Raw genomic sequence first — 22,143 nt, 5'->3', positions numbered from 1 at the left:
CTCCGCCGCAGAACGGCCCGGGCTGTCAACTCTGCTCTGGTCCCGTCCCCGCGCGCCGTCTAACCTCCGGGATATGCTGCGGTATCTTCTCAACCGTCTGATTTCGCTCTGCCTCAGTCTGGTTGCCGCCAGTCTGGTGATCTTTCTGGTGATCGAGGTGATCCCCGGAGATCCGGCCGCGTTCATGCTGGGCCTGAACGCGACCGAGGCGAATGTGGCGGCCCTGCGCGAGGAACTGGGGCTTGGCGGCACCCTGCCCGAACGGTACTGGGCCTGGGTCTCGGGCATGCTGACCGGCGATTTCGGCACCTCCTACACCTATCGCGTGCCGGTGGCCGACCTGATCCTCGACCGGCTCTGGGTCTCCTTGCCGCTTGCGGGCTATGCGCTGGCGCTGTCGACGGCCATCGCCTTTCCGGTGGGGCTGATCGCGGCGGCGCGGCGCGGGACGGCCACCGATTACGGCATCATGGGCGGCACGCAGCTTGGCATCGCGGTGCCGAACTTCTGGTTCGCGATGCTGCTGGTGCTGGTCTTTGCGGTCAACCTGCAATGGTTTTCGGCGGGCGGCTTTCCCGGCTGGGCCGATCCGATGGCGGCGATCAAGGCGCTGACGCTGCCGGCCATCGCGCTGGCGCTGCCGCAGGCCTCGATTCTGGCGCGGGTCATGCGCTCGGCTCTTCTGGACACGCTCGGGCAGGATTACATCCGCACCGCGCGCGCCAAGGGTCTGAGCCGGCGGCAGGCCGTCATCCGCCATGCGCTGCGCAATGCGCTGATCCCGGTGCTCACCATCATCGGGCTGCAATTCTCCTTTCTGCTGGCCGGGGCGATCATCATCGAAAACGTCTTCTTCCTGCCCGGTCTCGGCCGGCTGATCTTTCAGGGGATCACCCAGCGGGATCTGATCGTGGTGGAGAGCGTGACCATGCTGCTGGTCTTTGCCGTCATTCTGGTGACCTTTCTGGTGGATATCGCCTATGCCGCCGCCGACCCGAGGCTGCGCCGGAAATGAGCCGCCTGCCCGTCTCCCTGCTGCTTGGCGCAGCACTTTCGGCGGGGTTTCTGGCCGCGGCCCTGCTCAGCTTCGTCTGGACACCGCATGACGTGGAAAGCCTCGTCATCGCCAACCGGCTGCAACCCGCGGGCGGCGACTTCCCGCTTGGCACCGATCAGTTCGGGCGCGATCTTCTGTCGATGCTGATGGTCGGGGCGCGCACCTCCATCGCGGTGGCGCTGGTGGCCGTGGGCATCGGCATAACGCTTGGCGTGCCTCTGGGCCTTGCCGCCGCCGCGACGCGGGGCTCGCTTCTCGACGAGATCATCATGCGCGGCAACGATCTGATCTTCGCCTTCCCCTCGCTGGTCATCGCGATCCTGATCACCGCGGTTTTCGGCCCCTCCGCGCTCAACGCCATTCTGGCCATCGGCATCTTCAACATCCCGGTCTTTGCCCGCGTCGCCCGCGGTGGCGCGCTCAGCCTGTGGACGCTGGACTATGTCCTGTCCGCCCGCACCGCCGGCAAGGGCAAGGTGCGGATCAGCGCCGAGCATATCCTGCCCAACATCGCCAACCTGCTGATCGTGCAGGCCACGATCCAGTTTTCGCTCGGCATTCTGGCCGAGGCCGCGCTCAGCTATGTCGGACTGGGCGCGCAGCCGCCCACGCCAAGCTGGGGCCGGATGCTGGCCGACGCGCAGACGATGATCTACACCCACCCGATGCTGGCGGTGCTTCCGGGGCTTGCCATCGTGCTGATGGTGCTGGGGCTCAACCTGATGGGCGACGGTCTGCGCGATGTACTGGACCCGAGACTGCGGAGGCAGCGGACATGATCCGCATCGAGGCGCTGTCCCTGTCGATCCACGGCCTGCCGATCCTGCGCGATGTGTCGCTTGCCATCGGCAAGGGCCAGATTTTCGGGCTTGTCGGCGAAAGCGGGTCGGGCAAATCCATGACCGCGCTGGCGCTGATGCAGCTGCTGCCGAACGGCGCCGAGATCACCGGGCGGGCCCATCTGGACGAGATCGACCTGCTGACGCAATCCGAGGCCGATATGTGCGCCCTGCGCGGCAACGAGATCGGGATGATCTTTCAGGAACCGATGACCGCGCTCAACCCGGTGCAGACCATCGGCGATCAGGTCGCCGAGACGCTGTTGATCCACGATGCCGCCACACGGGCGGAGGCGCGGCGCATCGCGCGCGACCGGCTGGACCGTGTCGGGCTGTCCCATATCGGGATGGACCGGTTCCCGCACGAGCTTTCCGGCGGGCAGCGCCAGCGAGTGTGCATTGCCGCGGCCATCGCGCTGCATCCGCGGCTGTTGATCGCGGACGAACCCACCACCGCGCTGGACGTGACCACCCAGGCGCAGATCCTCGATCTGCTGAAGGATCTGGTGGCGGAGGAAGGCATGTCCCTGCTGCTGATCACCCACGATCTGGCCGTCGTCTCGGACATGGCCGATCATGTGGCTGTCATGCAGAAGGGGGAGATTGTCGAGCAAGGGCCCACGGCACAGGTTCTCGGCCAGCAAAACCATCCCTATACGCGCGCGCTTTTCGCCGCCTCCTCCCATCAGCCGGACCGGGCACAGATGGCCGGGCGCGCGCCGCTGCTGGATGTGGAGAACGTCTTGCGGCTCTATCCCGGACCCCGCAGGGGGCTGACCCGCGGCGATCCCGTGCGCGCGGTGGATGGCGTCAGCTTCCAGCTGCACAAGGGCGAAAGTCTGGGCCTTGTGGGCGAAAGCGGCTGCGGAAAATCCACGCTGACCCGCGCGATCCTTGGCCTTGACCCGATACAGGGCGGCGCGATCCGCCTTTTCGGGGAGCCCGTCACGCCCGCCATGCGCAATGACCTGCGCGCCGGCATTCAGGTCGTGTTTCAGGACCCCTATGGCAGTTTCAATCCGCGCTGGCAGGTCGAAAAGCTGGTGGCCGAGCCGTTCCACCTGATGGCGGCGCCGCCGCCCGATCGCCGCGACCGGGTGGCCGAGGCGCTGCAATCGGTCGGTCTTCAGCCCTCGGACATGACCAAGTACCCCCATGAGTTCTCGGGCGGGCAGCGCCAGCGCATCGCCATTGCCCGCGCGCTGATCACACGGCCCCGCATTCTGGTTCTGGACGAGGCCGTTTCGGCGCTGGATGTCCGGGTGCGCGCGCAAATCCTCGACCTTCTGGCCGATCTGCAAAGCCGCCTGCATCTCAGCTATCTGTTCATCAGCCACGATCTGACGGTGATCCGCGCGATCACCGACCGGGTTCTGGTGATGCAGGCCGGCCGGATCGTGGAGGAAGGAGAGACCGAGACCGTTTTCACCGCCCCGGCCCACAGCTACACCCGAACCCTGCTGGCCGCCGCGCCAAGGCTTGATATCATGGGGCGGACGGGCACGAACGCGGCCATGTGAGCCGACAGGAGGACCAGTGTTGACCCGATTTGGCAAGTTCCCGGTTTTCTTCGTGCTTCTGGCACTGTCGGTGCTGGCCGCGGGCCTGTTCGGCGCGGTTCACAATCAACTCAGCTTCACCGTCGGGCCGGATTACTTTCACAGCCTGAAATTCGATCAGATGGGCATTCCGGACACGGCGCGGAACCGTCTGGGCGCGGCCATCGTAGGCTTTCGCGCAAGCTGGTGGATGGGGCTGGCCGTGGGCGCGCCGGCCCTTCTTTACGGTCTTTTCCGCATCCCCCGGGCGGGCACGTATCTCGCCGCCGGGATCGGTGCAATCGGAATGGTCGTGTTTCTTGCGGCCTTCGCCGCCATGCTGGGGCTGCTGGCCGGATTGACCCTGCCCGCGACCGGCTGGCTCGACCCGCTGCAGACGCCCGAGGGCGTGGAGCGGCAGGATTTCCTGCGCGCGGGCTTGATGCATGAAGCAAGTTATGTGGGCGGTGCGCTCGGCGCGTTTCTTGCGTTCTGGCCGATCCATCGCGCCGCCCGGCTTGACACGGCAAGGCTTGAAGGAAAGGCACAGGCGACATGACATTGCAGAAGGTCAATCTTGCGGACAAGCTGGCCAAGGTCACCGAGCACTGGGCGCCGCGCATCGTGGCGGGGTACAATGGCAACGATATCATGGTCGTGAAGGTCGAGGGCCCATTTGTCTGGCACAGCCACCCGGAGACCGACGATCTGTTTCTGGTGCTCAAGGGCGAGATCGACATCGAGATGCCCGGGCAGACCGTGACCCTTGGGGAGGGGGAGCTGTTCGTCGTGCCCCGCGGCGTTGACCATCGCCCGGTCGCCCGGAGCGAGGCGCATCTGCTGGTGATCGAACCGGCCGGCACACCGAACACCGGCAACCCGGAGACCGCCGTTCGGAAGGAGCGCCTATGACCGGCTTCGCGCGCCATGTCCTGCCCGCCGACATCACTGTTTTTGCGGCCGATTTCGCAAGCCAGCCGCTGGCCTTCGCCCATCTTCTGGATGTGGCGCCCGGGCTTGATCTGGACCATGTGGAGGTGATCCCCGCCAGCGCGCCCATCGCGCGCCTGACCCCCTATTTCGGGGCCGATACCGCGCAGGTCATCCGTGCGGCGGCAACCGGGCGGAACACCCTTCTTCTGATCCTGCCGGCGGCCTATCCGGGGCTGGACTGCCCGGTCGGGGCCACGGATCTGCTTTCACCAATAGGCACGTTCCGGGGCACCGTCACGCGCATGATCCCCGCACGCGGAGAGACCTGAGATGCAGCCCGGACCCGGAAACCTGATCACGGACATCAAGGGCCTGCGCGTCGGCAGCGCCGCCGATGCGGAGATCAAGACCGGCTGCACGGTGCTGGTGGCCGACAGGCCCTTCACCGCCGCCGTGCATGTCATGGGCGGCGCGCCCGGCACCCGCGAAACCGACCTTCTGGCCCCCGACAAGACCGTGCAGCAGGTCGATGCGCTGGTTCTGTCCGGCGGCTCCGCCTTCGGGCTGGATGCCGCCTCGGGCGTGGCGGATGCGCTTCGGAAGGAGGGGCGCGGTTTCGCCGTCGGCGATGTCACGGTGCCCATCGTACCCGCCGCGATCCTGTTCGATCTGATCAACGGTGGACAGAAGGACTGGGCGCAGAACCCCTACAAGGCGCTTGGGGCCACCGCGCTGGCCCATGCGGCGGAGGATTTCGCCCTTGGCACGGCCGGGGCCGGCACCGGCGCTTTGATCGCGGATCTCAAGGGCGGGCTCGGCTCGGCCTCCCTGAAGGTCGGGCGCTACACCGTGGGGGCGCTGGTCGCTGTCAATGCGCTCGGCCGGGTCACGGTGGGCGACGGCCCGCATTTCTGGGCCGCGCCGTTCGAGTTCGGGAGCGAGTTCGGCGGATTGGGCCCGGCGCGCGATTTCGATCCCTCCGCGCCCGCGCCTGTCAAGGGCGGCGGTCAGGCCACGACCATCGCGATTGTCGCGACCGACGCGGAGCTGACCCAGTCCCAGGCCAGCCGTCTCGCCACCGCCGCCCATGACGGAATGGCGCGCGCGATCTATCCCAGCCATACGCCCATGGATGGCGATCTGGTCTTCGCGGCGGCCACCGGCACGACCCCGCTTGAAGCACCGGAGGCAGATCTGCTCCGCCTTGGCAACGCCGCCGCGCTTTGCCTGGCGCGCGCCATCGCCCGCGGCGTCTATCATGCGACCCCCGCCACGGGCGACCTGCAACCCACATGGGCCGCGCGGTTTTCTTCGACCTAGCCGGCGGCTCCCGGCTTCCCGAAAACCTCCCGCCAGAGGCTCCCCGGCCATTATCCAGCCCAAAACGAAAACCCCCGGCGGTCCACCGGGGGTTTTTGCAGGGTTGGGTACCAGGCCGGTTCAGTGAAGCCGGGCTTCGACCTCGGTGATGGCGTTGTCGATCAGCTTGTTGGCCTCGGCCGCCGTTGTCTGCGCCGCGATCACCTGCGCCGCCGCGGCCACGGCCACGTCTACCGCGCGATTGCGCACGTCACGGACCGCCGATTGCTCGGCGCTGGCGATCTGATCCTCCGCCGCCTGCAACCGCCGCGCGATCGAGGCTTTGAGATCTGCCTTGGCCTGCTCCGCCGCCGCCGCCGCGTCCTCCCGGGCGGAGGCCACGATCCGTTCGGATTGCGCCGCGACTTCACGCTGCTTGCGCTCGTAGCTGGCAAGGATCGTCTGCGCTTCCTCGCGCAGCGCGCGCGCCTCGTCCAGATCGGCCCTGATCTGGCGTGCGCGGTTGTCCAGCATCCCGCCCAGCATGGAGGGGACGTTGAAATAGAACAGGATGGCCAGGAACAGCAGGAAGCCGATCAGCACCACGAAATCGGTGTTGAACAGCGACGTGAAGTCGTAGCTGCTGTAGCCGTCTTCGCCCGCGGCAAAGACAGGCGTCGCCAGAACGGAGGCCGCGATCACATAGCGCATCATTGGCGTCCTCCCTGCATCCGTTCGGCAACGGCATCCTTCACCGCGCCCGCATCCGCCTTGCCCTCGGACAGGGCCGCCACAAGTGCGGTCGCGGTATCCCGCGCCACCTCTTCGACGCTTTGCATCGCGCCGGCCCGGATCTCGCCGATGCGCGCTTCGCTTTCGGCGACCTTGGCGGCAATCTCGGCATCCGCATGCGCCGTGGCTTCGGCCAGTTCGGCCTGAATCTCGGCGCGGGTCTCGGCAATGATCTCCTGCGCCTCGGCGCGGGCATCGGCAAGCGCCTTGTTATACGCCTCCTCCGCATCGCTGGCCTGACGTTTCAGGTCTTCGGCGGCGGCAATGTCATTCGTGATCGTGCCCTGGCGTTCGGCCAGAACCGCCCCGATCCGCGGCAGCGCGATGCGCGACAGGATCAGGTAGATCACGATCAACGTCACCACGAGCCAGAAAATCTGGTTCGGGAACGTGGAAAATTCGAGCTGCGGCATGCCCGCCGCACCGGCGGCTTCTTCTGCAGCTACAAGGGCTTCATCGGCCATCTTGTCCTCCTGGAACCGGGATTACACCGGGCCACCCGCGCAGTGCGGATGACCCGGACGTAAGGATGGTTCGGGTGGCTCAGACGGCGAACATCAACAGCAGAGCGACGAGGAACGCGAAGATCCCGAGCGCTTCCGCAAATGCGATACCGATGAAGAGCGTCGCGGTCTGACCGGCGGCCGCGGACGGGTTGCGCAGCGCGCCCGCCAGGAAGTTGCCGGCCACATGGCCCACACCGATGGCGGCGGCACCGGAGCCGATGGCTGCCAGACCTGCACCGATGAATTGGCCCATATTTGCGATATCGCCTTCCATGATCGTCTCTCCTTACGTTGGAATTGGCTAAGATTTCGAACCCTGACCGCCGCCCTAGTGGTGCGGATGAAGCGCGTCTTTAAGATAGACGCAGGTCAGGATGGTGAAGACATAAGCCTGGATGGCGCTGACCAGCACCTCGAGACCGTAGATTGCGATGACGCCGATGATCGGCGCGACGGCGCCCACGCCCAGCGCCCCGGCGAAGCCCGCGAACACCTTCAGAACGGCGTGGCCCGCCATGACGTTGCCGGCCAGACGAATGGAATGGCTGACCGGGCGGACGAAATAGGAAATCAGCTCGATGACCGCGAGGATGGGCCGCAGCACGAGGGGGGCGGACGACACCCAGAAGAGGCTCAGAAAGCCCGCTCCGTTCTTGATGAAGCCAAGGATCGTGACGGTCAGGAACACGGCGCCGGCCATCACCGCGGTCACCGCGATATGGCTGGTGGAGGTGAAGCTGCCGGGGATCAGCCCGAGGAAGTTCGCGAACAGGATGAACAGGAACAGGGTGAAGATATACGGGAAATAGGGCAGCGCATCCTTGCCGGCCACGTCTTCCACCATCTTGCGGACAAAGCCGTAGGCCAGTTCGGCCACCGACTGGACCCGGCTGGGAATGACCGCGCGCCCGCGCGTGCCCAGCACCATCAGCGCCGTGATCGCCAGGATCGCGGCCGCCATCCAGACCGTGGAGTTCGTCACCGTGTACCAGTGGATCGGGCCATCGCCGAAGAACGGCTCGATGATGAACTGGTCCATCGGGTGGATCGACAGACCGCTTTCGTAATCGTCCATCAGACCGAGGATGAACAGCACGACCGCAACGCCGATAAGACCGAAGGCAATGAGGCGACCGGAGCCGGATTGCGCCGTTTGGGTGTCGCCAGAGGTGTTGCTATCCGTTGCCACGTCTTATTCCCCTTCGTCTTTCGCCTCTGCCTGGCGCTGCATTTCCTGCGCCGAGCGGATCATCGTCTTCACCCCGGCGATGAAGCCGAGAAGCGTGAATATCACCATCAGCCACGGCCGGGTGCCCAGAAGCGTATCCAGCCCGTATCCGATGCCGAACCCGATCCCGAGACCGGCCACCAGTTCGATCACCATTCGCCAGGCATGCTGCGCCTGAGAATAATGCTCCTCGGTATGGGGTTTGCTGTCCTGCGCGCCCTTGGTTCTGGCCAGCCGCTCCTCCAGCGCCTTGAGGCGGTCGGGATCGAGTTGGTCAGGCATCGCGGGACACCCCTTCGAGGTTCGGGCGGAAGCTAGCAGAGCCGCGCGCAGAGTCAACGCGCGAAACGCACCGGCAAAAACCGGCCAATGCATTGAAGAGAAAAGAGAAGTTTCAGGCGCGACACTGGCGCCACGCCGCATGTGGGATTGGCGCATATTCAACCGAATGGTTGACGATTGCGGTGCGCTGCGCTTTTAACCACCCCCATGCCCGACCGTCTGGACACCACATTTGCCGCCCTTGCCGACCCGACGCGGCGGCAGATCCTGTCGATGCTGCTGGAAGACGACATGGCGGTCACGGATGTGGCCGAGCCGTTCGAGATGTCCCTGGCCGCGATTTCCAAGCATCTCGCCATACTCACCCGCGCTGGTCTCATCACGCAGGAGAAGCGCGGGCGGGTGAAATGGTGCAAGCTGGATCCCGATGCGATGAAGGATGCGTCCGTCTGGATGCAGGGCTTCGGGCAGTTCGATCCGGTGAACCTTGAGGCGTTCGAGGCCTATCTGGCCGAAACCGGTCTGGATCGGGACGGGTGACCGTTCAGATCAGAGGATACCCGCAAGCCGCAGGATGACGACCACGACCACGACAAGGCCGATGACATAAAAGATATTTCTCATGAGGACCTCAGATAAAATTGATGATGGCGACGACGACCACGACGAGGCCGATAAGGGTCAGTATACCACGCATGAGAAATCTCCGAGTTTTTTGTTCTATGCCAGTCCAACGCCCCGTCAGGGGGTTCGGTTCCCATATTCGCCCCGATCAGGCCGCGCGGCGTTGGCGGGCCGTCCCGAACCGGGGCCTGTCGCGGGAAGGTTGATGCCCTTCCGGCGACGCCCGCGGGGGGCCGCGCGATTGAACCCCGATGACAGGTGCGCCGACATATGCATGATTGTCCGCACATCACGAAGGAAGCTGTCCCATGCGCCATGCCCTGCCCCTCACCCTTGCGGTCATGCTTGCCGCGCCCGCCGGGGCGCAGACCTGCGACGGCCCGGTCGGCCCGATCGAAAGCTGCGTCGTCGGCGCATGGATCGGATCCAGCACGATCCCCGAGGCGATGGAGCGGGCGATGCGCGCCATGCCGGAGAACGTGCGCGCCAATTTCAACGATTTCGGGCGGCCGGTCGCGATGATCATCTACGAGGACGGGTTTTTCGAGACCTTCCCGATGGGCGCCAATGGCAATGCCGTGTTCGAAGACGATGACGGCAATGTCACGCGGGTGGAGATGAACGCGCAGACGATCACCTCGGCCGGTTACCTGACCGCGATGGGTGGCATGCTGGACATCTGTCACCTGCCGGGCGGCGGCGGCGGCCTTACGGGCGAGATGACGGTCACCACATCCGATGGCAGTGCGACCGTGCCGCTTGCGCCTCCGCCCGGCCCGCAAAGCTTCAACCCCGTGATCACCTACACCTGTTCGGGTAACTCCATGCAGCAGATGGTGGCCCTGCCCGCGCCTCTGGGCACGATCACCTACGATCTGGCCCGCGTACCGCTTTCCGCCTTTCCCGAGGAGATGCGCGACCGGGTGGAAGATCTGCCGACGGATTGAGCGCTCAACCTGCCTGTTTCAGGCAGGACCGGATGAATTTCGCGGCCGAGCGGTAATGGCTGGGCCCTGACGCCTCCGCATAGCGCCCGATGGTCCATCCGGTGGCCCCCGGCATGGTCTGCCCGTAAAGCGACGCATCGGTCCCGGCCTGCATGAAATCCAGAAGCCGCCCATGCGCGCGGGCCAGCCACGCCCTGGCGTCATCCCAGGACATATCGGCATAGCGCCGCCGCAACTCCGCGTTATAGGGCTTGAGCTGGTTCCATTTCACGCCCTCGTCGGGGATATGCACCGGCCCGCCCGCCGCGGCCTGATCCAGCCATTTGAAGAACAGCCCGCTCCAATGGGCCCGGTGGGTGACGATATCCTTGATCGAGGTATCGTCCTCGAATTTCCGCTCCGCCAGATCGGCGGGAATATCGGCGATCAGGGCCTCCAGCTTGGCGTAGTCCTTCCGGGTGACGGCGATCAGGTCTTCGCGATTGGTGGCGGCGGGCATGAGACATTCCTTTCACATGCAGTTATTTTGCACTGCGCGGAGGCGCGTCCTTGACCCAGGTCAACCCGCGCCTTCATCCTTCAGTAGCATCGCCAGCGCCAGAACGGTCAGCCCCACGCCCGCAAGGATCAGCACGCCGGGCACGGGCTGTCCCAGCGCCATTTCCCACAGGATCACCCAGGATGGCGTCAGATAGGTATAGGCCATCACCTTCGATGCGGGCAGCCGCAGGGTCGCGAACTGCACCAGAAACACGGTGGTCGAGCTGGCGATGACGGCGACATAGACCAGCGTGATCCAGACCAGCGGGCGCAGACCGGCCCAGTCGGTTTCCGCCAGATCCCGCCAGCCCCAGACCAGCAGAACCAGCGCACAGGCCAGAAGCGTGCCGAAGGTGAAGCTCAAGACCGGCTCCCCCCGGTTCAGGAGCCGCACGGCGGGCGTATAGGCCGCGTGGCAGATGCAGCCCCAGAAGAAGATCCACTCTCCGCGCCCGATCTCGAAGGCCAGAAGCGACGACAGATCGGCGCGGAAAATCACCCAGAGCGCACCCGCCGCGCCGACGGCGAGCGCCACGCCCATGCGCGGCGTGGTCGCCTGCCGCAGCATCAGCCAGCCAAAACCCGCAGCCATGACCGGCGTCAACGTGAAAACCGCCGCGGCGGAAACGGGCGGGGCCGTTTTCAGCCCTTCGAACATGGTAACGAAATAGACCGCGAAAAGCCCGCCGAGGATGAAGTACCGCCAGGGCGCGACCGCAACCGCGCGAAACCCGCCGCCCCGCGCCGCGATCACCCCGGCGATCACCGCCGCGGCGATGGCGAAGCGCACGGCGTTCAGCGCGGCGGGCGAAATCTCGTTCGCGATCTGCCCGCCAAGCGAAAACGATCCGGCAATCAACGCGGAAAAGGCCAGCATCGCAAGATGCCCCTGCCGGGCAGGTGACAGGGCCTCAGCCATGCCGTTTCAATCCACCGGCCAGGTTTTCACCTCTTCCTTCAGGAACCGCAGGAAGGTCTGCACCTTTGCCGTCCGGTGCAGGTCCATATGGGTGACCAGCCACAGCTTGGCGGACCATTCCTCAAGGCTCGGCAGCATATCGACCAGATCCTCGGTCCCGTCGCGATCCCATGCGGGCAGAAAGCCGATGCCGATCCCGGCCATGATCGCATCCTTGACCGCGCGCATCTCGGTCGTGCGGAAGTAAATGCTGGTTTCCGGCACCATCTGGGTCAGCCAGCGCAGAAAGGGTGCGCGCGGCGTCTCCACCGAGGAGCCGATGAAGCGGTGCCGGTCCAGATTCGTATCGTCCAGCGCCCCGTATCTCGCCACGTAATCCTTGTGCGCGACAAGGCGGATGGTCTGGGTGAAGAACGGCTGCACGATATTGTCGGGCTGTTCGGGCAGGGCACCGGCCCGGATCGCCACATGCGCCTCGCCGTATTCAAGGCGGAACAGGCGGTTGTCGGTCACCAGCCGGACGCGCAGTTCCGAATGCTGATCCTGAAATCTGGCGATTGCCGGGATGAAGAGCGGGGAGAGGGACTCCAGCGACGTCACGATCAGCTCGCCCGTCACCTCGTTGCCACGCCCCTTGATCCGGCCCGCAAGCTGGGTGAACTGGTCGTCCGCCCCGCTGGCCACGCTCAGCAGATCCTGCCCCGCCTCGGTCGCGGTATAGCCGCGGGCATGGCGCTGGAACAGCTTGGCGCCCAGCCGCCCCTCCAGCGCATCGATATGGCGGATCACGGTGGCATGATGCACGCCCAGAACCTCCGCCGCGCCGCTGACCGTGCCCATCCGCGCGACCTGATAGGCCGTGCGGATCTCATCCCAGTGATCAAATGACATCTCTGTGCACTCCCACACATAGTTACACATATTTGGGCATATTGTGTTCATCCTCGCAAGGGTCATTTTCAGCAATACCGACCGCAACAGGTGTTCAAAAGGATCTGCCCCATGACCAACTCCATTCTCCGCATCGATGCCTCCGCGCGCCGCGCGGGCTCCGTCTCCCGCGATCTGACTGACCGGATCATTGCCCGCCTCGGGGGAGATGCCTCCGTTGTCCACCGCGATCTTGCCGACGGCCTGCCGCTGATCGACGAGGCCTGGATCGGCGCGAATTTCACCCCCGCCCCGGACCGGACGGAGGCACAGCGCGCAACGCTGGAGCTGTCGGATACGCTGATCGCCGAGATCGGGGCCGCGCGCACGATTGTCATCGGCACGCCGATCTACAATTTCGGGGTGCCTGCCGCGCTCAAGGCCTGGGTCGACCTTGTTGCCCGCGCCGGCGTTACCTTCAGCTACAGCGAAAGCGGCCCGGTCGGCCTGCTCACAGGCAAACGCGCTATCGTCGCCATCGCGTCGGGCGGCACACGGGTCGGATCCGAGATCGACTTCGCGGCCGGATACCTCCGCCATGTTCTGGGCTTCATCGGCATTCAGGAGGTCGATTTCGTCACCGCCGACCAGTTGATGATCGATGCGGAAAGCACCTTGAAATCCGCACATGACCAGGTGGCCGGTCTGGCCATCGCCGCCTGAGCGGCGGCGGCCCGGGTCTGGCCCGGCAGGTACGGGCCGGGCCGGACCCGGCAATCGCGCGTTTTGCCAAACAAAACTGCCGTGCTAGGCTCCCGCTCATGTCAAGACGGATCCTCTGCGCGATCATGATTCTGGTGATGCCGATCCAGGCCCAGGCGCAGACCTGCAGGCTGGACTTCATCATCTCGATAACGCAGGGCGTGGGCGACATCCGCCCCGGCTCCGAGCTTTCCGGCCGGGCGGACTTCACCACCGAAGGCAGTTTCCGGCAGGAAGGCGGCGCCACCGCGCATTTCGCCACCGGCACCATGGTGCTTGAGGGCGACATCACCGGCCCGGTCTGGACCCTGATCACCACCAGCCGGGATTTCATGTTCGATCTGGTCGGCGTCTACGCCCACCACGTCACCGGGTTTTCCTTTGCCGGCGCAACCTTCGAGGGACCGATGGCGCTCACCCTTTACGGCGAACCGGGCACGCGGCCCGAACCGATCCCGCCGGTGACGCAGGCGGAATGGGACAGCCTGACGCTTCGGCGCAGCTTTCAGCTTCATTCCGACAGCGGCGACATGCTGGCCGGGGATGTGACGACACTCACCGCGACCTGTTCGGGCGCTTGACACCGCCCGTCTCTCCGGCCTAAACGGGCCGTCAAATACCGGAAGCATCAGCATCCGGTCCTGTGACACATACAGGATCGCCCCCCGTCAGCGAGGTTTCGCCCACGGGGGCAAAACCCGTTTGGTTTTGTCCCCCGATGGAAATGACGCCGGGCCTTGGTGCATTCGGCCATGTCCCTTACCTGTCAGGGGCAAAGCAGAGGTAACAAAGGGGGCCGTGGCCCATGTTTGAAAATCTGTCTGAACGCCTCTCCGGCGTCTTTGACCGCCTGACCAAGCAGGGCGCGCTCAGCGAGGATGATGTGCGGACCGCGATGCGCGAGGTCCGCGTGGCGCTGCTGGAGGCGGATGTGTCCCTGCCCGTCGCGCGCGAGTTCATCAAGGCGGTGGAGAAAAAGGCGACCGGCGCCGCGGTGACCAAGTCGGTCACGCCGGGCCAGCAGGTCGTCAAGATCGTTCATGACGAGTTGATCGGCACGCTGCGGGGCGAAGGCGACCCCGGCGCGCTCAAGATCGACAATCCGCCCGCGCCGATCCTGATGGTCGGCCTGCAGGGCTCGGGCAAGACCACCACCACCGCCAAGCTTGCCAAACGCCTGAAAGACCGCGAGGGCAAGCGCGTGCTGATGGCATCGCTCGACACCAACCGGCCCGCGGCGATGGAACAGCTTGCGATCCTCGGCGCCCAGATCGGCGTCGACACGCTTCCGATCGTCAAGGGCGAGGATCCGGTCACGATCGCGAAGCGCGCCAGGACGCAAGCCAGCCTGGGCGGCTACGATGTCTATATGCTCGACACTGCCGGGCGGCTTCATATCGACGCCGAACTGATCGCCCAGGCCGCCGCCGTGCGCGATGTGGCCAAGCCCCGCGAAACGCTGCTGGTCGTCGATGGCCTGACCGGTCAGGACGCGGTGAACGTGGCGCAGGAATTCGACGACAAGATCGGCGTGACCGGTGTCGTCCTGACCCGGATGGATGGCGACGGGCGCGGCGGTGCGGCGCTCAGCATGCGCGCGATCACCGGCAAGCCGATCCGCTTCGTGGGTCTGGGCGAAAAGATGGACGCCATCGAGACCTTCGAGCCGGAGCGGATCGCGGGCCGTATCCTCGGCATGGGCGACATCGTCGCGCTGGTGGAGAGGGCGCAGGAAACGCTCGAGGCCGAACAGGCCGAGCGTATGATGAAGCGCTTCCAGAAGGGTCAGTTCAACATGAACGACCTGCGCTCACAGCTCGATCAGATGCTCAAGATGGGCGGCATGGAAGGCATGATGTCGATGATGCCCGGCATGGCCAAGATGTCGAAACAACTGGACGAGGCGGGCTTCGACGACGCGGTGATCCGCCGCCAGATCGCGCTGATCAACTCCATGACCAAGCGCGAGCGCGCCAATCCGGGCCTGCTGCAGGCGTCGCGCAAGAAGCGCATCGCGGCAGGCGCGGGTCAGGAGGTGAGCGACCTGAACAAGCTTCTGAAGATGCACCGGCAGATGTCGGATGCGATGAAGAAGCTTGGCAAGATGGGCAAGAAGGGTCTGATGAAGGGCGGTCTGGGTGCGTTGATGGGCCGGGGCGCGCCGCAGGCGCTGAAAGACATGGACCCCGGCAGCATCGACCCCAAGGCGCTGGAGGCCGCCGCCCGACAGATGGGCCAGCCGGGCGGCTTGCCCGGGCTTGGCGGATCGCCGCTTCCCCCGGGTCTCAGCGGGTTCGGCAAGAAGAAATGACCGGCGTGACCGTCCATATCCCGACGCTTGAGACCGCGCGGCTGACGCTGCGCGCGCTGCGGCTCGGTGATTTCGAGGCCTATGCGGCCACATTCGCCTCCCCGCGCAGCAGGTTCATGGGAGCCCTCACGCGGCGCGAGGCTTGGGACAGTTTTGCAAGCGACGCGGTCGACTGGCTTTTGCGCGGGCATGGTATCTGGGCGATCGATCTGAAGGGTGGCCCGCATATCGGTCTTGCCGGTATCGGACAGCCGGACCATTTCCCCGAGCCCGAGATCGGCTGGATCCTTCATGACGGCCATGAGGGGCATGGCTACGCCACCGAGGCGGCGGAGACGGCGCTTGACTGGGCGCGGAACCGCGTCGCCTCCCTCGTCAGTTATATCGATCCGGCAAATCACCGCTCCATCGCGGTGGCCCGACGCCTCGGCGCCACGGCCGATCCGCGCGCCGCTCTGCCGCGTGGAGAAACGGCGAGCGACACGGTCGTCTACCGGCATTGGGGGACGGCCGCCGCCGCACAGAACGAGGCACTCGCGTGACCCCGACCCTTGCCCATACCCCGGTGCTGGAGACCGAGCGGCTGATCCTGCGCGTCCCGCAGGCGTCGGACTTTCCGGTGCTTGCGCCGTTCGTGATGTCGGACCGGGCGAGATACATCGGCGGCGGCGCAGACAAGGCCATCGGTCACGCATGGCGCGTCCTTGCCATTCTCACGGGGCACTGGCCGCTGCGCGGGTTTGGCACCTTCGTGCTGGAAGACAAAGCCACCGGCCTGCCGATCGGCTCCGCCGGACCGTGGTACCCGGAGGGCTGGCCCGAAAAGGAACTGGGCTGGACGATCTGGGCCCCGGAGGCCGAGGGCAAGGGCTACGCCTACGAGGCGATGCTGACGCTGCGCGCCCATGCCTATGCGGATCTCGGCTGGACCACGGCGGTCAGCTATATCGACCCGCAAAACAGCCGGTCCATCGCGCTGGCCGAACGTCTCGGCTGCCGGCTGGACGAGACCGCCGCCCGCCCGCATCCTGACGAGCCCGGCCTCGTCTATCGCCACCCTGCGCCGGAGACGCTGGCATGACCATACCCACCGTCACCACCGAGCGCGTGACCATGCGCGCGCCGCAGCTGTCGGATTTCGACGCCTATGCCGATTTCCGCGGCTCGGATCGGGCCTCCTTTGTTGGTGGGCCTAACTCTCCCATGCAAGCATGGCAGCAGTTCTGCGCGCTGGCCGGGCAGTGGCAGATCCGCGGGTATGGCCGTTGGATCATCGCCGACAAAGACACCGATGAACCCTTGGGGGTGTCCGGGATTCACCATCCCGTTGAATGGCCCGAGCCGGAACTCGCCTGGTCGCTCTTTGCGGCAGGCGAAGGGCGCGGCATCGCCTATGAAGCGGCGCTGGCCGTGCGCGCCTATGCCTATGAGACGCTTGGCTGGACCACGGTTATCAGCTGCGTCGATAGCAGGAATGCCCGCTCTCTGGCCCTGGCGAAACGCCTGGGCTGCAAGCCCGATGGCCAATTCACTCACGAGCTCTTCGGGACGATGGATGTCTGGCGGCACCCCGCGCCGGAGGCCTTGGCATGACAGAGATCCTTGTCACAGATCGGCTGAACCTTCGCCGGCCCGCCGCTCAGGATGAAGACGCCACCACAGCGTTCTACATGTCCGAGCGGTCGAAGATGGCGGGTGGTCATGTCCCGCGCCCGGCGGCGTGGCGGCATTTTGCATCGACACTCGGTCATTGGGAAGTGCGCGGCTACGGCTTGTGGGCCGTCACGCAGCGCGGTGAGGATACGATCATCGGCCTTGTCGGGCCCTATTATCCCGACGGCTGGCCAGAAACAGAAATCGGTTGGCTGATGTTCGACGGGGCGGAGGGCAAGGGCTATGCGTTCGAGGCGGCGAAAGCGGCCCGCGACTACTGCTACGGCACGCTCGGCTGGACAACAGCGGTCAGCTATATCGCGCCGGGCAATACCCGCTCCATTGCGCTGGCCGAGCGGCTTGATTGCACGCTGGACGAAGCGGCCGCAAAACCGAAACCCGACACGCTTGTCTATCGCCACACCGCTCCGGAGACTCCGCAATGAGTGATGCCGCCACCCGCGCCGCCGCGCTTCTGAAAGAGCACCGCGAGAGCATCGACCGGCTGGATGCGATCCTCGTCTACACGCTTGGCGAGCGGTTCAAGCGCACGCAGGCGGTGGGCCGCCTCAAAGCCGATCACGACCTTCCCCCGTCCGACCCCGCGCGCGAAGCGCAGCAGATCGAACGGCTTGAAGACCTGGCGCGCCGGGCCGATCTGGACCCGGAATTCGCCAAGAAGTTTCTGAACTTCATCATCGCTGAAGTCATTCAGCATCACAAGAAACACCAAGAATAACAGGCATCTGCCTGTCCACGCCATCAAAGGAGATCACCCCATGGCTATGAAGATCCGGCTCGCCCGCGGCGGCTCGAAAAAACGTCCCTTCTATCGCATCGTGGCCGCCGACAGCCGCATGCCCCGCGACGGGCGCTATATCGAGAAACTGGGCACCTATAACCCGCTTCTGCCGAAAGACAGCGAAGAGCGCGTGAAGATGGATATGGAGCGCGTGCAGCACTGGCTGAACGAGGGCGCGCAGCCCACCGACCGCGTTTCCCGCTTTCTGGAAGCCGCCGGCGTGATCGAGAAGAAAGAGCGCGCAAACATGAAGAAGGCCGAGCCCGGCAAGAAGGCCATCGAACGCGCCGAAGAGAAGGCCGCGAAAGCTGCCGCCGCCGCCGAAGCGCCGGCCGAGGAGGAGGCCCCCGCGGAAGAGGCGGTCGTGGAAGAGACCGCGGCCGCAGACACGCCTTCCGAGGAAGAAAAGACCGAATAATCAGGTTGCGTGCGGCCCGGCCCCTGCCGGTCGGGCCGCACCCCCAATCAACCGGGACACCCCGTATATGTTTCGCCTGATCCGTCTTGTCGCTCTGCTTCTGCTGGCCTTTCTGGCCGGTGTCCTGTTCGAGCGGAGCCACCAGCAGGGTCTGTGCGAGCGCTCCGGCGGCGCATGGATGCGGGCCGGTTTCTGCGCGGAAGGTTAGGCGATGAAAGATCGGATCTGCGTCGGCGCCATCACGGGGTCCTTCGGGGTCAAGGGCGAGGCGCGGGTCAAGTCCTTCTGCGCCGATCCCGCCGCGATCGGAGATTACGGCCCGCTTTCCAGCGAGGATGGCAGCCGCAGCTTCACCCTGAAGATAACCCGCCCGGTCAAAACCGGCTTCGCCGTGCGGCTTTCCGGCGTGACGAGCAAGGAACAGGCGGATGCGCTGCGTGGCACCCGGCTTTATGCGCCGCGCGACGCGCTGCCCGGCCTGCCCGACGACGAGTTCTACCATGCCGACCTGATCGGGCTGACGGTGCTCGACACCGGCGGCACCGATCATGGCAAGGTCCATGCTGTTCACAATCACGGGGCGGGCGATCTTCTGGAGCTTCGCCCCAAGGGCCGTAAAGGCGGCGTTCTTGTCCCCTTCACCCGGGACATCGTGCCGACGGTCGATCTGACATCCGGGCGGATCATCATCGACCCGCCGGAGGGGCTTTTCGACGATCCGGACAGCAGCACATGACCCCGGCATTCGACAAGGTTCTGGTGGTCGGCGGAACCGGCATGCTGGCGGATGCAAGCCGCTGGATCGCGGGCCATTGCAATCACCTGACCCTGCTTGCCCGCAGGCCCGAGGCGCTTGCCAAGGAGCTTGGCGCGACGGCGGTGCCCATCGACTGGTCGGGGCCGGATGCCACTGGACGGCTTTCGGCTCTGCCCCGGGATTTCGACCTTGCGGTAAGCTGGCTTCATGATGCGGCCGCCTTTCTGGCCCGGCCGATCGAGGACTGCCTGAAACCGGGCGGGCGGTCGATCCGCGTTCACGGCTCCCGGTCCGCCGATCCCCACACCCGCGCGGCACGCGACCCGGACCCCCGCCCGGATGTCGCCCGGCAGGTGGTGATCCTCGGCTGGCATCCCGAACCGGGAGACGGCCAGCGCTGGCTCAGCAATGCGGAGATCAGCGCCGGTGTCGTCGCGGCCATCCGCGAGCCCGTTTTCGAGGCCCTGACCATCGGAGGCGCAAGTGGCTGATGCGCCCAGATCCCATGGCCGGCTGTCGATTTCGGCCAGCGCGACGCCCCGCGATCTGCTGACGCCCTCGCCTCGCCTGAAGGGCGCATGGACGGCCAAAGTGATCACCCTTTTCCCCGAGATGTTTCCCGGTGTCCTTGGGGCATCGCTGACGGGCAAGGCCCTGCAGGACGGGCTCTGGGCGCTGGAGACGGTCGATCTGCGCGCCTTCGGCACCGGCAAGCACCGCAATGTGGACGACACGCCCGCAGGCGGCGGCGCGGGTCTGGTGATGCGCCCGGACGTGCTTGGCCGCGCGCTTGGCATGGCCGCACGCGGCACACCGGACGATCCGGAGCGCTGGCCGCGCGTGTATCTTTCTCCGCGCGGCAAACCCTTCACCCAGAAAGACGCGCAACGGTTTTCGCAGGCCGAGGGCATCACGCTGCTCTGCGGGCGGTTCGAAGGCGTGGACCAGCGGGTGATCGAGAATTTCGGGCTGGAGGAGATCTCCATCGGCGACTTTGTCCTCACCGGCGGAGAGATCGCGGCACAAGCCTTGATTGATGCCACCGTCCGGCTTATACCCCGCGTGCTTGGGAATCAGGCATCGACGGAGGAGGAGTCCTTCTCCGAAGGTCTGCTGGAACACCCGCATTATACGAAACCGGCCGTCTGGGAAGGCCGCGAGATACCTGAGATTCTCCTTTCAGGCCATCACGCGAAAATCGCCCGCTGGCGGAAGGCCATGGCCGAAAGGCTGACCAAGGAACGTCGCCCTGACCTCTGGCGGGCTTATCTTGCGGCGCAGGATAGGGACCCGGACGGAGACCAAGAGCTCTGAGGGGACATCACATTCGCGGGCAAACCGTGATCATATATGGAGAGTTGCGATGAATCTGATCGCACAGATCGAGGCGGAACAAGTTGCCGCCCTCGGGGCGGATATCCCCGATTTCAAGGCCGGCGACACCGTTCGCGTCGGCTACAAGGTGACCGAGGGCACCCGCTCTCGCGTTCAGAATTACGAAGGCGTCTGCATCGCCCGCAAGAACGGCGACGGCATCTCCGGCTCCTTCACCGTCCGCAAGATCAGCTTCGGCGAAGGTGTGGAGCGGGTCTTTCCGCTGCATTCGACCAATATCGAGTCGATCACCGTGGTGCGCCGCGGCCGGGTCCGTCGCGCGAAGCTCTACTATCTGCGCTCGCGCCGGGGCAAATCGGCCCGGATCGCCGAGGATTCCCACTACAAGCCCAAATCTGGCGCTGAAGCGTAAGGAGCGGCGAGATGAAAAAAGACATCCATCCCGACTATCACGTCATCGACGTCAAGATGACGAATGGCGATATCGTGCAAATGAAATCCACCTGGGGCGCGGAGGGCGACACGCTCTCGCTCGACATCGACCCTTCGGTGCATCCGGCCTGGACCGGCGGCAGTTCCCGCCTGATGGATACCGGCGGGCGCGTATCGAAGTTCAAGAAGAAATACGAAGGCCTCGGGTTCTGATCTCCGGGCTGTCTTCAAAATTCAGAAACGCCATCCCGGACCGGGGTGGCGTTTTTCCGTTCGGGCGCCCGCAAAAGCCGCATCCCGGCTCATCGGTGCCGGCCGCGCGCCCGAAAGTGACCTCCAAACCATCATATATGGGCCATTCGCGGCTTTCCGCTTAACACCCGTCCAACCCTTCCCTATATTCGCGCCTCACAGGCGCCCCACCAAATGAGGGTGCATTTCACGGGTAACGCGAGGGGCTCACCGTGGCGCATATCATTGTTTTGGGGAACGAAAAGGGTGGTTCGGGCAAGTCCACGACTGCAATGCACATCGCGACCGCACTGGCGCGGATGGGGCATACGGTGGGGGCGCTGGATCTGGACCTGCGCCAGCGCAGTTTTCATCGCTATATCGAGAACCGGCAGAACACCATCGCCGCGCGTGACCTGGGCGTCGCTTGCCCGCTTCTGATGGAACTGCCGCAGATCAGCCCGGAGCAGCTTGGCGAAGGCGAAAATATCTATGATCGCCGCCTGTCTGCCGCAGTTGCCGATCTTGAGGAACGGTGCGATTTCATCGTGATCGATTGTCCGGGCTCCCACACCCGGCTGAGCCAGGTCGCCCACAGCCTGGCGGACACGCTGGTCACGCCGATGAATGACAGCTTCGTCGATTTTGATCTGTTGGCCCGGGTCGACCCGGAGACCTATGAAATTCGCGGCCCCTCCGTCTATTCCGAAATGGTCTGGCATGCCCGCCAGCTTCGCGCCAAGGCCGGGCTGAACCCGATCGACTGGATCGTGGTGCGCAACAGGCTGGGCGCGCAGCAGATGCACAACAAACGCAAGGTGGGCGGCGCGCTCGACCGGCTGGCGAGCCGTATCGGCTTTCGCGTCGGCACGGGGTTTTCCGAGCGCGTGATCTTCCGTGAATTGTTCCCCACCGGCATGACCCTTCTGGATCTGCGCGAACTGGGGGTCGAGCGGCTGAACATCTCCAATCTCGCCGCACGGCAGGAGGTGCGGGATCTGATGGCGTGTTTGAACCTGCCCGGCGTCGAAATCGACTTCTGAGCCTCCCTCGGGGCACATGAAAACG

At 65.3% G+C, this 22,143-nt stretch carries 33 protein-coding genes; 25 read left to right on the top strand and 8 right to left on the bottom strand.

The genetic code is table 11. The annotated features are described in order from the left end of the window. Positions 1-73 precede the first annotated feature (73 nt). From ACQ651_RS00665 to ACQ651_RS00635, 7 genes are read left to right on the top strand one after another with little or no spacing between them, the layout of a single operon-like run. Positions 74-1,015 carry an ABC transporter permease gene (locus tag ACQ651_RS00665; RefSeq protein ID WP_430447846.1) on the top strand — a complete coding sequence of 314 codons (942 nt, stop codon included), beginning with the start codon at positions 74-76 and terminating at the stop codon, positions 1,013-1,015. Then, entirely contained in the window at positions 1,012-1,836 is an 825-nt protein-coding gene (locus ACQ651_RS00660) for an ABC transporter permease (protein ID WP_430447844.1), read from the top strand. Before ACQ651_RS00665 ends, ACQ651_RS00660 begins: the two co-directional genes overlap by 4 nt. Beyond that, complete coding sequence (locus ACQ651_RS00655; RefSeq protein ID WP_430447843.1) at positions 1,833-3,416, top strand: ABC transporter ATP-binding protein; 1,584 nt, start codon at positions 1,833-1,835, stop codon at positions 3,414-3,416. Before ACQ651_RS00660 ends, ACQ651_RS00655 begins: the two co-directional genes overlap by 4 nt. A 19-nt stretch (positions 3,417-3,435) precedes the next feature. After that, positions 3,436-3,993 (top strand): hypothetical protein, encoded by a 558-nt coding sequence (locus tag ACQ651_RS00650; protein ID WP_430447841.1) that lies wholly within the window; start codon positions 3,436-3,438, stop codon positions 3,991-3,993. Continuing rightward, positions 3,990-4,346 (top strand): cupin domain-containing protein, encoded by a 357-nt coding sequence (locus ACQ651_RS00645; protein ID WP_353618428.1) that lies wholly within the window; start codon positions 3,990-3,992, stop codon positions 4,344-4,346. Before ACQ651_RS00650 ends, ACQ651_RS00645 begins: the two co-directional genes overlap by 4 nt. After that, the gene (locus tag ACQ651_RS00640) at positions 4,343-4,696 is read left to right on the top strand and encodes a hypothetical protein (protein ID WP_227284320.1); all 354 of its coding nucleotides are present in this window, start codon (positions 4,343-4,345) and stop codon (positions 4,694-4,696) included. Before ACQ651_RS00645 ends, ACQ651_RS00640 begins: the two co-directional genes overlap by 4 nt. Before the next feature lies 1 nt (position 4,697). After that, positions 4,698-5,687, top strand: a complete 990-nt coding sequence (locus tag ACQ651_RS00635) for a P1 family peptidase (RefSeq protein ID WP_430447839.1) — start codon at positions 4,698-4,700, stop codon at positions 5,685-5,687. Positions 5,688-5,807: 120 nt separating this feature from the next. On the opposite strand, the gene ACQ651_RS00630 is transcribed toward ACQ651_RS00635, so the two are convergent. The 5 genes from ACQ651_RS00630 to ACQ651_RS00610 all read right to left on the bottom strand — a co-directional run bounded on the left by ACQ651_RS00630 (position 5,808) and on the right by ACQ651_RS00610 (position 8,474). Continuing rightward, positions 5,808-6,377, bottom strand: coding sequence for a F0F1 ATP synthase subunit B (locus ACQ651_RS00630; RefSeq protein ID WP_227284606.1), 570 nt, complete (start codon positions 6,375-6,377; stop codon positions 5,808-5,810). Beyond that, on the bottom strand, positions 6,377-6,922 hold the full coding sequence (locus tag ACQ651_RS00625) for a F0F1 ATP synthase subunit B' (protein ID WP_375550559.1): 546 nt from the start codon (positions 6,920-6,922) through the stop codon (positions 6,377-6,379). Before ACQ651_RS00625 ends, ACQ651_RS00630 begins: the two co-directional genes overlap by 1 nt. Before the next feature lie 79 nt (positions 6,923-7,001). Continuing rightward, positions 7,002-7,238, bottom strand: coding sequence for a F0F1 ATP synthase subunit C (locus ACQ651_RS00620; protein WP_018302205.1), 237 nt, complete (start codon positions 7,236-7,238; stop codon positions 7,002-7,004). Between the two features lie 54 nt (positions 7,239-7,292). Continuing rightward, positions 7,293-8,039, bottom strand: coding sequence for a F0F1 ATP synthase subunit A (locus ACQ651_RS00615; protein ID WP_227284607.1), 747 nt, complete (start codon positions 8,037-8,039; stop codon positions 7,293-7,295). Between the two features lie 117 nt (positions 8,040-8,156). After that, positions 8,157-8,474, bottom strand: a complete 318-nt coding sequence (locus ACQ651_RS00610; protein WP_430447837.1) for an AtpZ/AtpI family protein — start codon at positions 8,472-8,474, stop codon at positions 8,157-8,159. A gap of 207 nt (positions 8,475-8,681) precedes the next feature. Between ACQ651_RS00610 and ACQ651_RS00605 the strand changes: the two genes are divergently transcribed. Beyond that, the gene (locus ACQ651_RS00605; protein ID WP_227284324.1) at positions 8,682-9,014 is read left to right on the top strand and encodes an ArsR/SmtB family transcription factor; all 333 of its coding nucleotides are present in this window, start codon (positions 8,682-8,684) and stop codon (positions 9,012-9,014) included. A 392-nt stretch (positions 9,015-9,406) separates the two neighbouring features. Beyond that, positions 9,407-10,045 carry a hypothetical protein gene (locus ACQ651_RS00600; RefSeq protein ID WP_227284325.1) on the top strand — a complete coding sequence of 213 codons (639 nt, stop codon included), beginning with the start codon at positions 9,407-9,409 and terminating at the stop codon, positions 10,043-10,045. A 4-nt stretch (positions 10,046-10,049) separates the two neighbouring features. On the opposite strand, the gene ACQ651_RS00595 is transcribed toward ACQ651_RS00600, so the two are convergent. From ACQ651_RS00595 to ACQ651_RS00585, 3 genes are read right to left on the bottom strand one after another with little or no spacing between them, the layout of a single operon-like run. Continuing rightward, the gene (locus tag ACQ651_RS00595) at positions 10,050-10,544 is read right to left on the bottom strand and encodes a ClbS/DfsB family four-helix bundle protein (RefSeq protein WP_227284326.1); all 495 of its coding nucleotides are present in this window, start codon (positions 10,542-10,544) and stop codon (positions 10,050-10,052) included. Positions 10,545-10,604: 60 nt separating this feature from the next. Further along, positions 10,605-11,504 (bottom strand): DMT family transporter, encoded by a 900-nt coding sequence (locus ACQ651_RS00590; RefSeq protein WP_430447836.1) that lies wholly within the window; start codon positions 11,502-11,504, stop codon positions 10,605-10,607. Positions 11,505-11,510: 6 nt separating this feature from the next. Next, positions 11,511-12,395: a LysR family transcriptional regulator gene (locus ACQ651_RS00585; protein ID WP_121896587.1), complete on the bottom strand. Its 885-nt coding sequence runs from the start codon at positions 12,393-12,395 to the stop codon at positions 11,511-11,513. Positions 12,396-12,506: 111 nt separating this feature from the next. Here ACQ651_RS00585 and ACQ651_RS00580 point away from each other — a divergent pair, with 111 nt between their 5' ends. From ACQ651_RS00580 to ACQ651_RS00505, 16 genes are all read left to right on the top strand, one after another. Then, positions 12,507-13,097 carry an FMN-dependent NADH-azoreductase gene (locus ACQ651_RS00580; RefSeq protein WP_227284328.1) on the top strand — a complete coding sequence of 197 codons (591 nt, stop codon included), beginning with the start codon at positions 12,507-12,509 and terminating at the stop codon, positions 13,095-13,097. A gap of 98 nt (positions 13,098-13,195) precedes the next feature. Continuing rightward, on the top strand, positions 13,196-13,717 hold the full coding sequence (locus tag ACQ651_RS00575) for a hypothetical protein (protein WP_227284329.1): 522 nt from the start codon (positions 13,196-13,198) through the stop codon (positions 13,715-13,717). A gap of 224 nt (positions 13,718-13,941) precedes the next feature. Next, positions 13,942-15,447: a signal recognition particle protein gene (ffh, locus tag ACQ651_RS00570; RefSeq protein ID WP_430447834.1), complete on the top strand. Its 1,506-nt coding sequence runs from the start codon at positions 13,942-13,944 to the stop codon at positions 15,445-15,447. Continuing rightward, positions 15,444-15,989: a GNAT family N-acetyltransferase gene (locus ACQ651_RS00565; RefSeq protein WP_430447832.1), complete on the top strand. Its 546-nt coding sequence runs from the start codon at positions 15,444-15,446 to the stop codon at positions 15,987-15,989. The genes ffh and ACQ651_RS00565 overlap by 4 nt, the downstream gene beginning before the upstream one ends. Further along, a complete protein-coding gene (locus tag ACQ651_RS00560; RefSeq protein WP_430447831.1) occupies positions 15,986-16,528 on the top strand; it encodes a GNAT family N-acetyltransferase in 543 nt (180 codons plus the stop codon). Before ACQ651_RS00565 ends, ACQ651_RS00560 begins: the two co-directional genes overlap by 4 nt. Further along, complete coding sequence (locus tag ACQ651_RS00555) at positions 16,525-17,040, top strand: GNAT family N-acetyltransferase (protein WP_375550564.1); 516 nt, start codon at positions 16,525-16,527, stop codon at positions 17,038-17,040. Before ACQ651_RS00560 ends, ACQ651_RS00555 begins: the two co-directional genes overlap by 4 nt. Then, positions 17,037-17,546 carry a GNAT family N-acetyltransferase gene (locus ACQ651_RS00550; RefSeq protein WP_430447830.1) on the top strand — a complete coding sequence of 170 codons (510 nt, stop codon included), beginning with the start codon at positions 17,037-17,039 and terminating at the stop codon, positions 17,544-17,546. The genes ACQ651_RS00555 and ACQ651_RS00550 overlap by 4 nt, the downstream gene beginning before the upstream one ends. After that, positions 17,543-17,839: a chorismate mutase gene (locus ACQ651_RS00545; protein ID WP_227284335.1), complete on the top strand. Its 297-nt coding sequence runs from the start codon at positions 17,543-17,545 to the stop codon at positions 17,837-17,839. The genes ACQ651_RS00550 and ACQ651_RS00545 overlap by 4 nt, the downstream gene beginning before the upstream one ends. A gap of 40 nt (positions 17,840-17,879) precedes the next feature. Then, positions 17,880-18,320 (top strand): 30S ribosomal protein S16, encoded by a 441-nt coding sequence (gene rpsP / locus ACQ651_RS00540; protein ID WP_430447828.1) that lies wholly within the window; start codon positions 17,880-17,882, stop codon positions 18,318-18,320. 67 nt (positions 18,321-18,387) lie between these two features. Beyond that, positions 18,388-18,528, top strand: coding sequence for a hypothetical protein (locus tag ACQ651_RS00535; protein WP_199709218.1), 141 nt, complete (start codon positions 18,388-18,390; stop codon positions 18,526-18,528). 3 nt (positions 18,529-18,531) lie between these two features. Beyond that, the gene (gene rimM / locus ACQ651_RS00530) at positions 18,532-19,056 is read left to right on the top strand and encodes a ribosome maturation factor RimM (RefSeq protein WP_227284337.1); all 525 of its coding nucleotides are present in this window, start codon (positions 18,532-18,534) and stop codon (positions 19,054-19,056) included. Further along, positions 19,053-19,568 carry a hypothetical protein gene (locus ACQ651_RS00525; RefSeq protein WP_227284338.1) on the top strand — a complete coding sequence of 172 codons (516 nt, stop codon included), beginning with the start codon at positions 19,053-19,055 and terminating at the stop codon, positions 19,566-19,568. Before rimM ends, ACQ651_RS00525 begins: the two co-directional genes overlap by 4 nt. Next, complete coding sequence (trmD, locus tag ACQ651_RS00520) at positions 19,561-20,391, top strand: tRNA (guanosine(37)-N1)-methyltransferase TrmD (protein ID WP_430447827.1); 831 nt, start codon at positions 19,561-19,563, stop codon at positions 20,389-20,391. The genes ACQ651_RS00525 and trmD overlap by 8 nt, the downstream gene beginning before the upstream one ends. A gap of 49 nt (positions 20,392-20,440) precedes the next feature. Then, on the top strand, positions 20,441-20,824 hold the full coding sequence (gene rplS / locus ACQ651_RS00515) for a 50S ribosomal protein L19 (RefSeq protein WP_121896576.1): 384 nt from the start codon (positions 20,441-20,443) through the stop codon (positions 20,822-20,824). Between the two features lie 11 nt (positions 20,825-20,835). Next, the gene (rpmE, locus tag ACQ651_RS00510) at positions 20,836-21,057 is read left to right on the top strand and encodes a 50S ribosomal protein L31 (protein ID WP_121896575.1); all 222 of its coding nucleotides are present in this window, start codon (positions 20,836-20,838) and stop codon (positions 21,055-21,057) included. A gap of 251 nt (positions 21,058-21,308) precedes the next feature. Further along, a complete protein-coding gene (locus tag ACQ651_RS00505; protein ID WP_430447825.1) occupies positions 21,309-22,118 on the top strand; it encodes a division plane positioning ATPase MipZ in 810 nt (269 codons plus the stop codon). Positions 22,119-22,143 lie beyond the last annotated feature (25 nt).

This window comes from Rhodophyticola sp. (assembly GCF_965284195.1).
GTDB lineage: Bacteria > Pseudomonadota > Alphaproteobacteria > Rhodobacterales > Rhodobacteraceae > Rhodophyticola.
The sequence above is the reverse complement of the archived record's forward strand: the minus strand, read 5'-3'. Positions and strand labels throughout refer to the sequence as shown.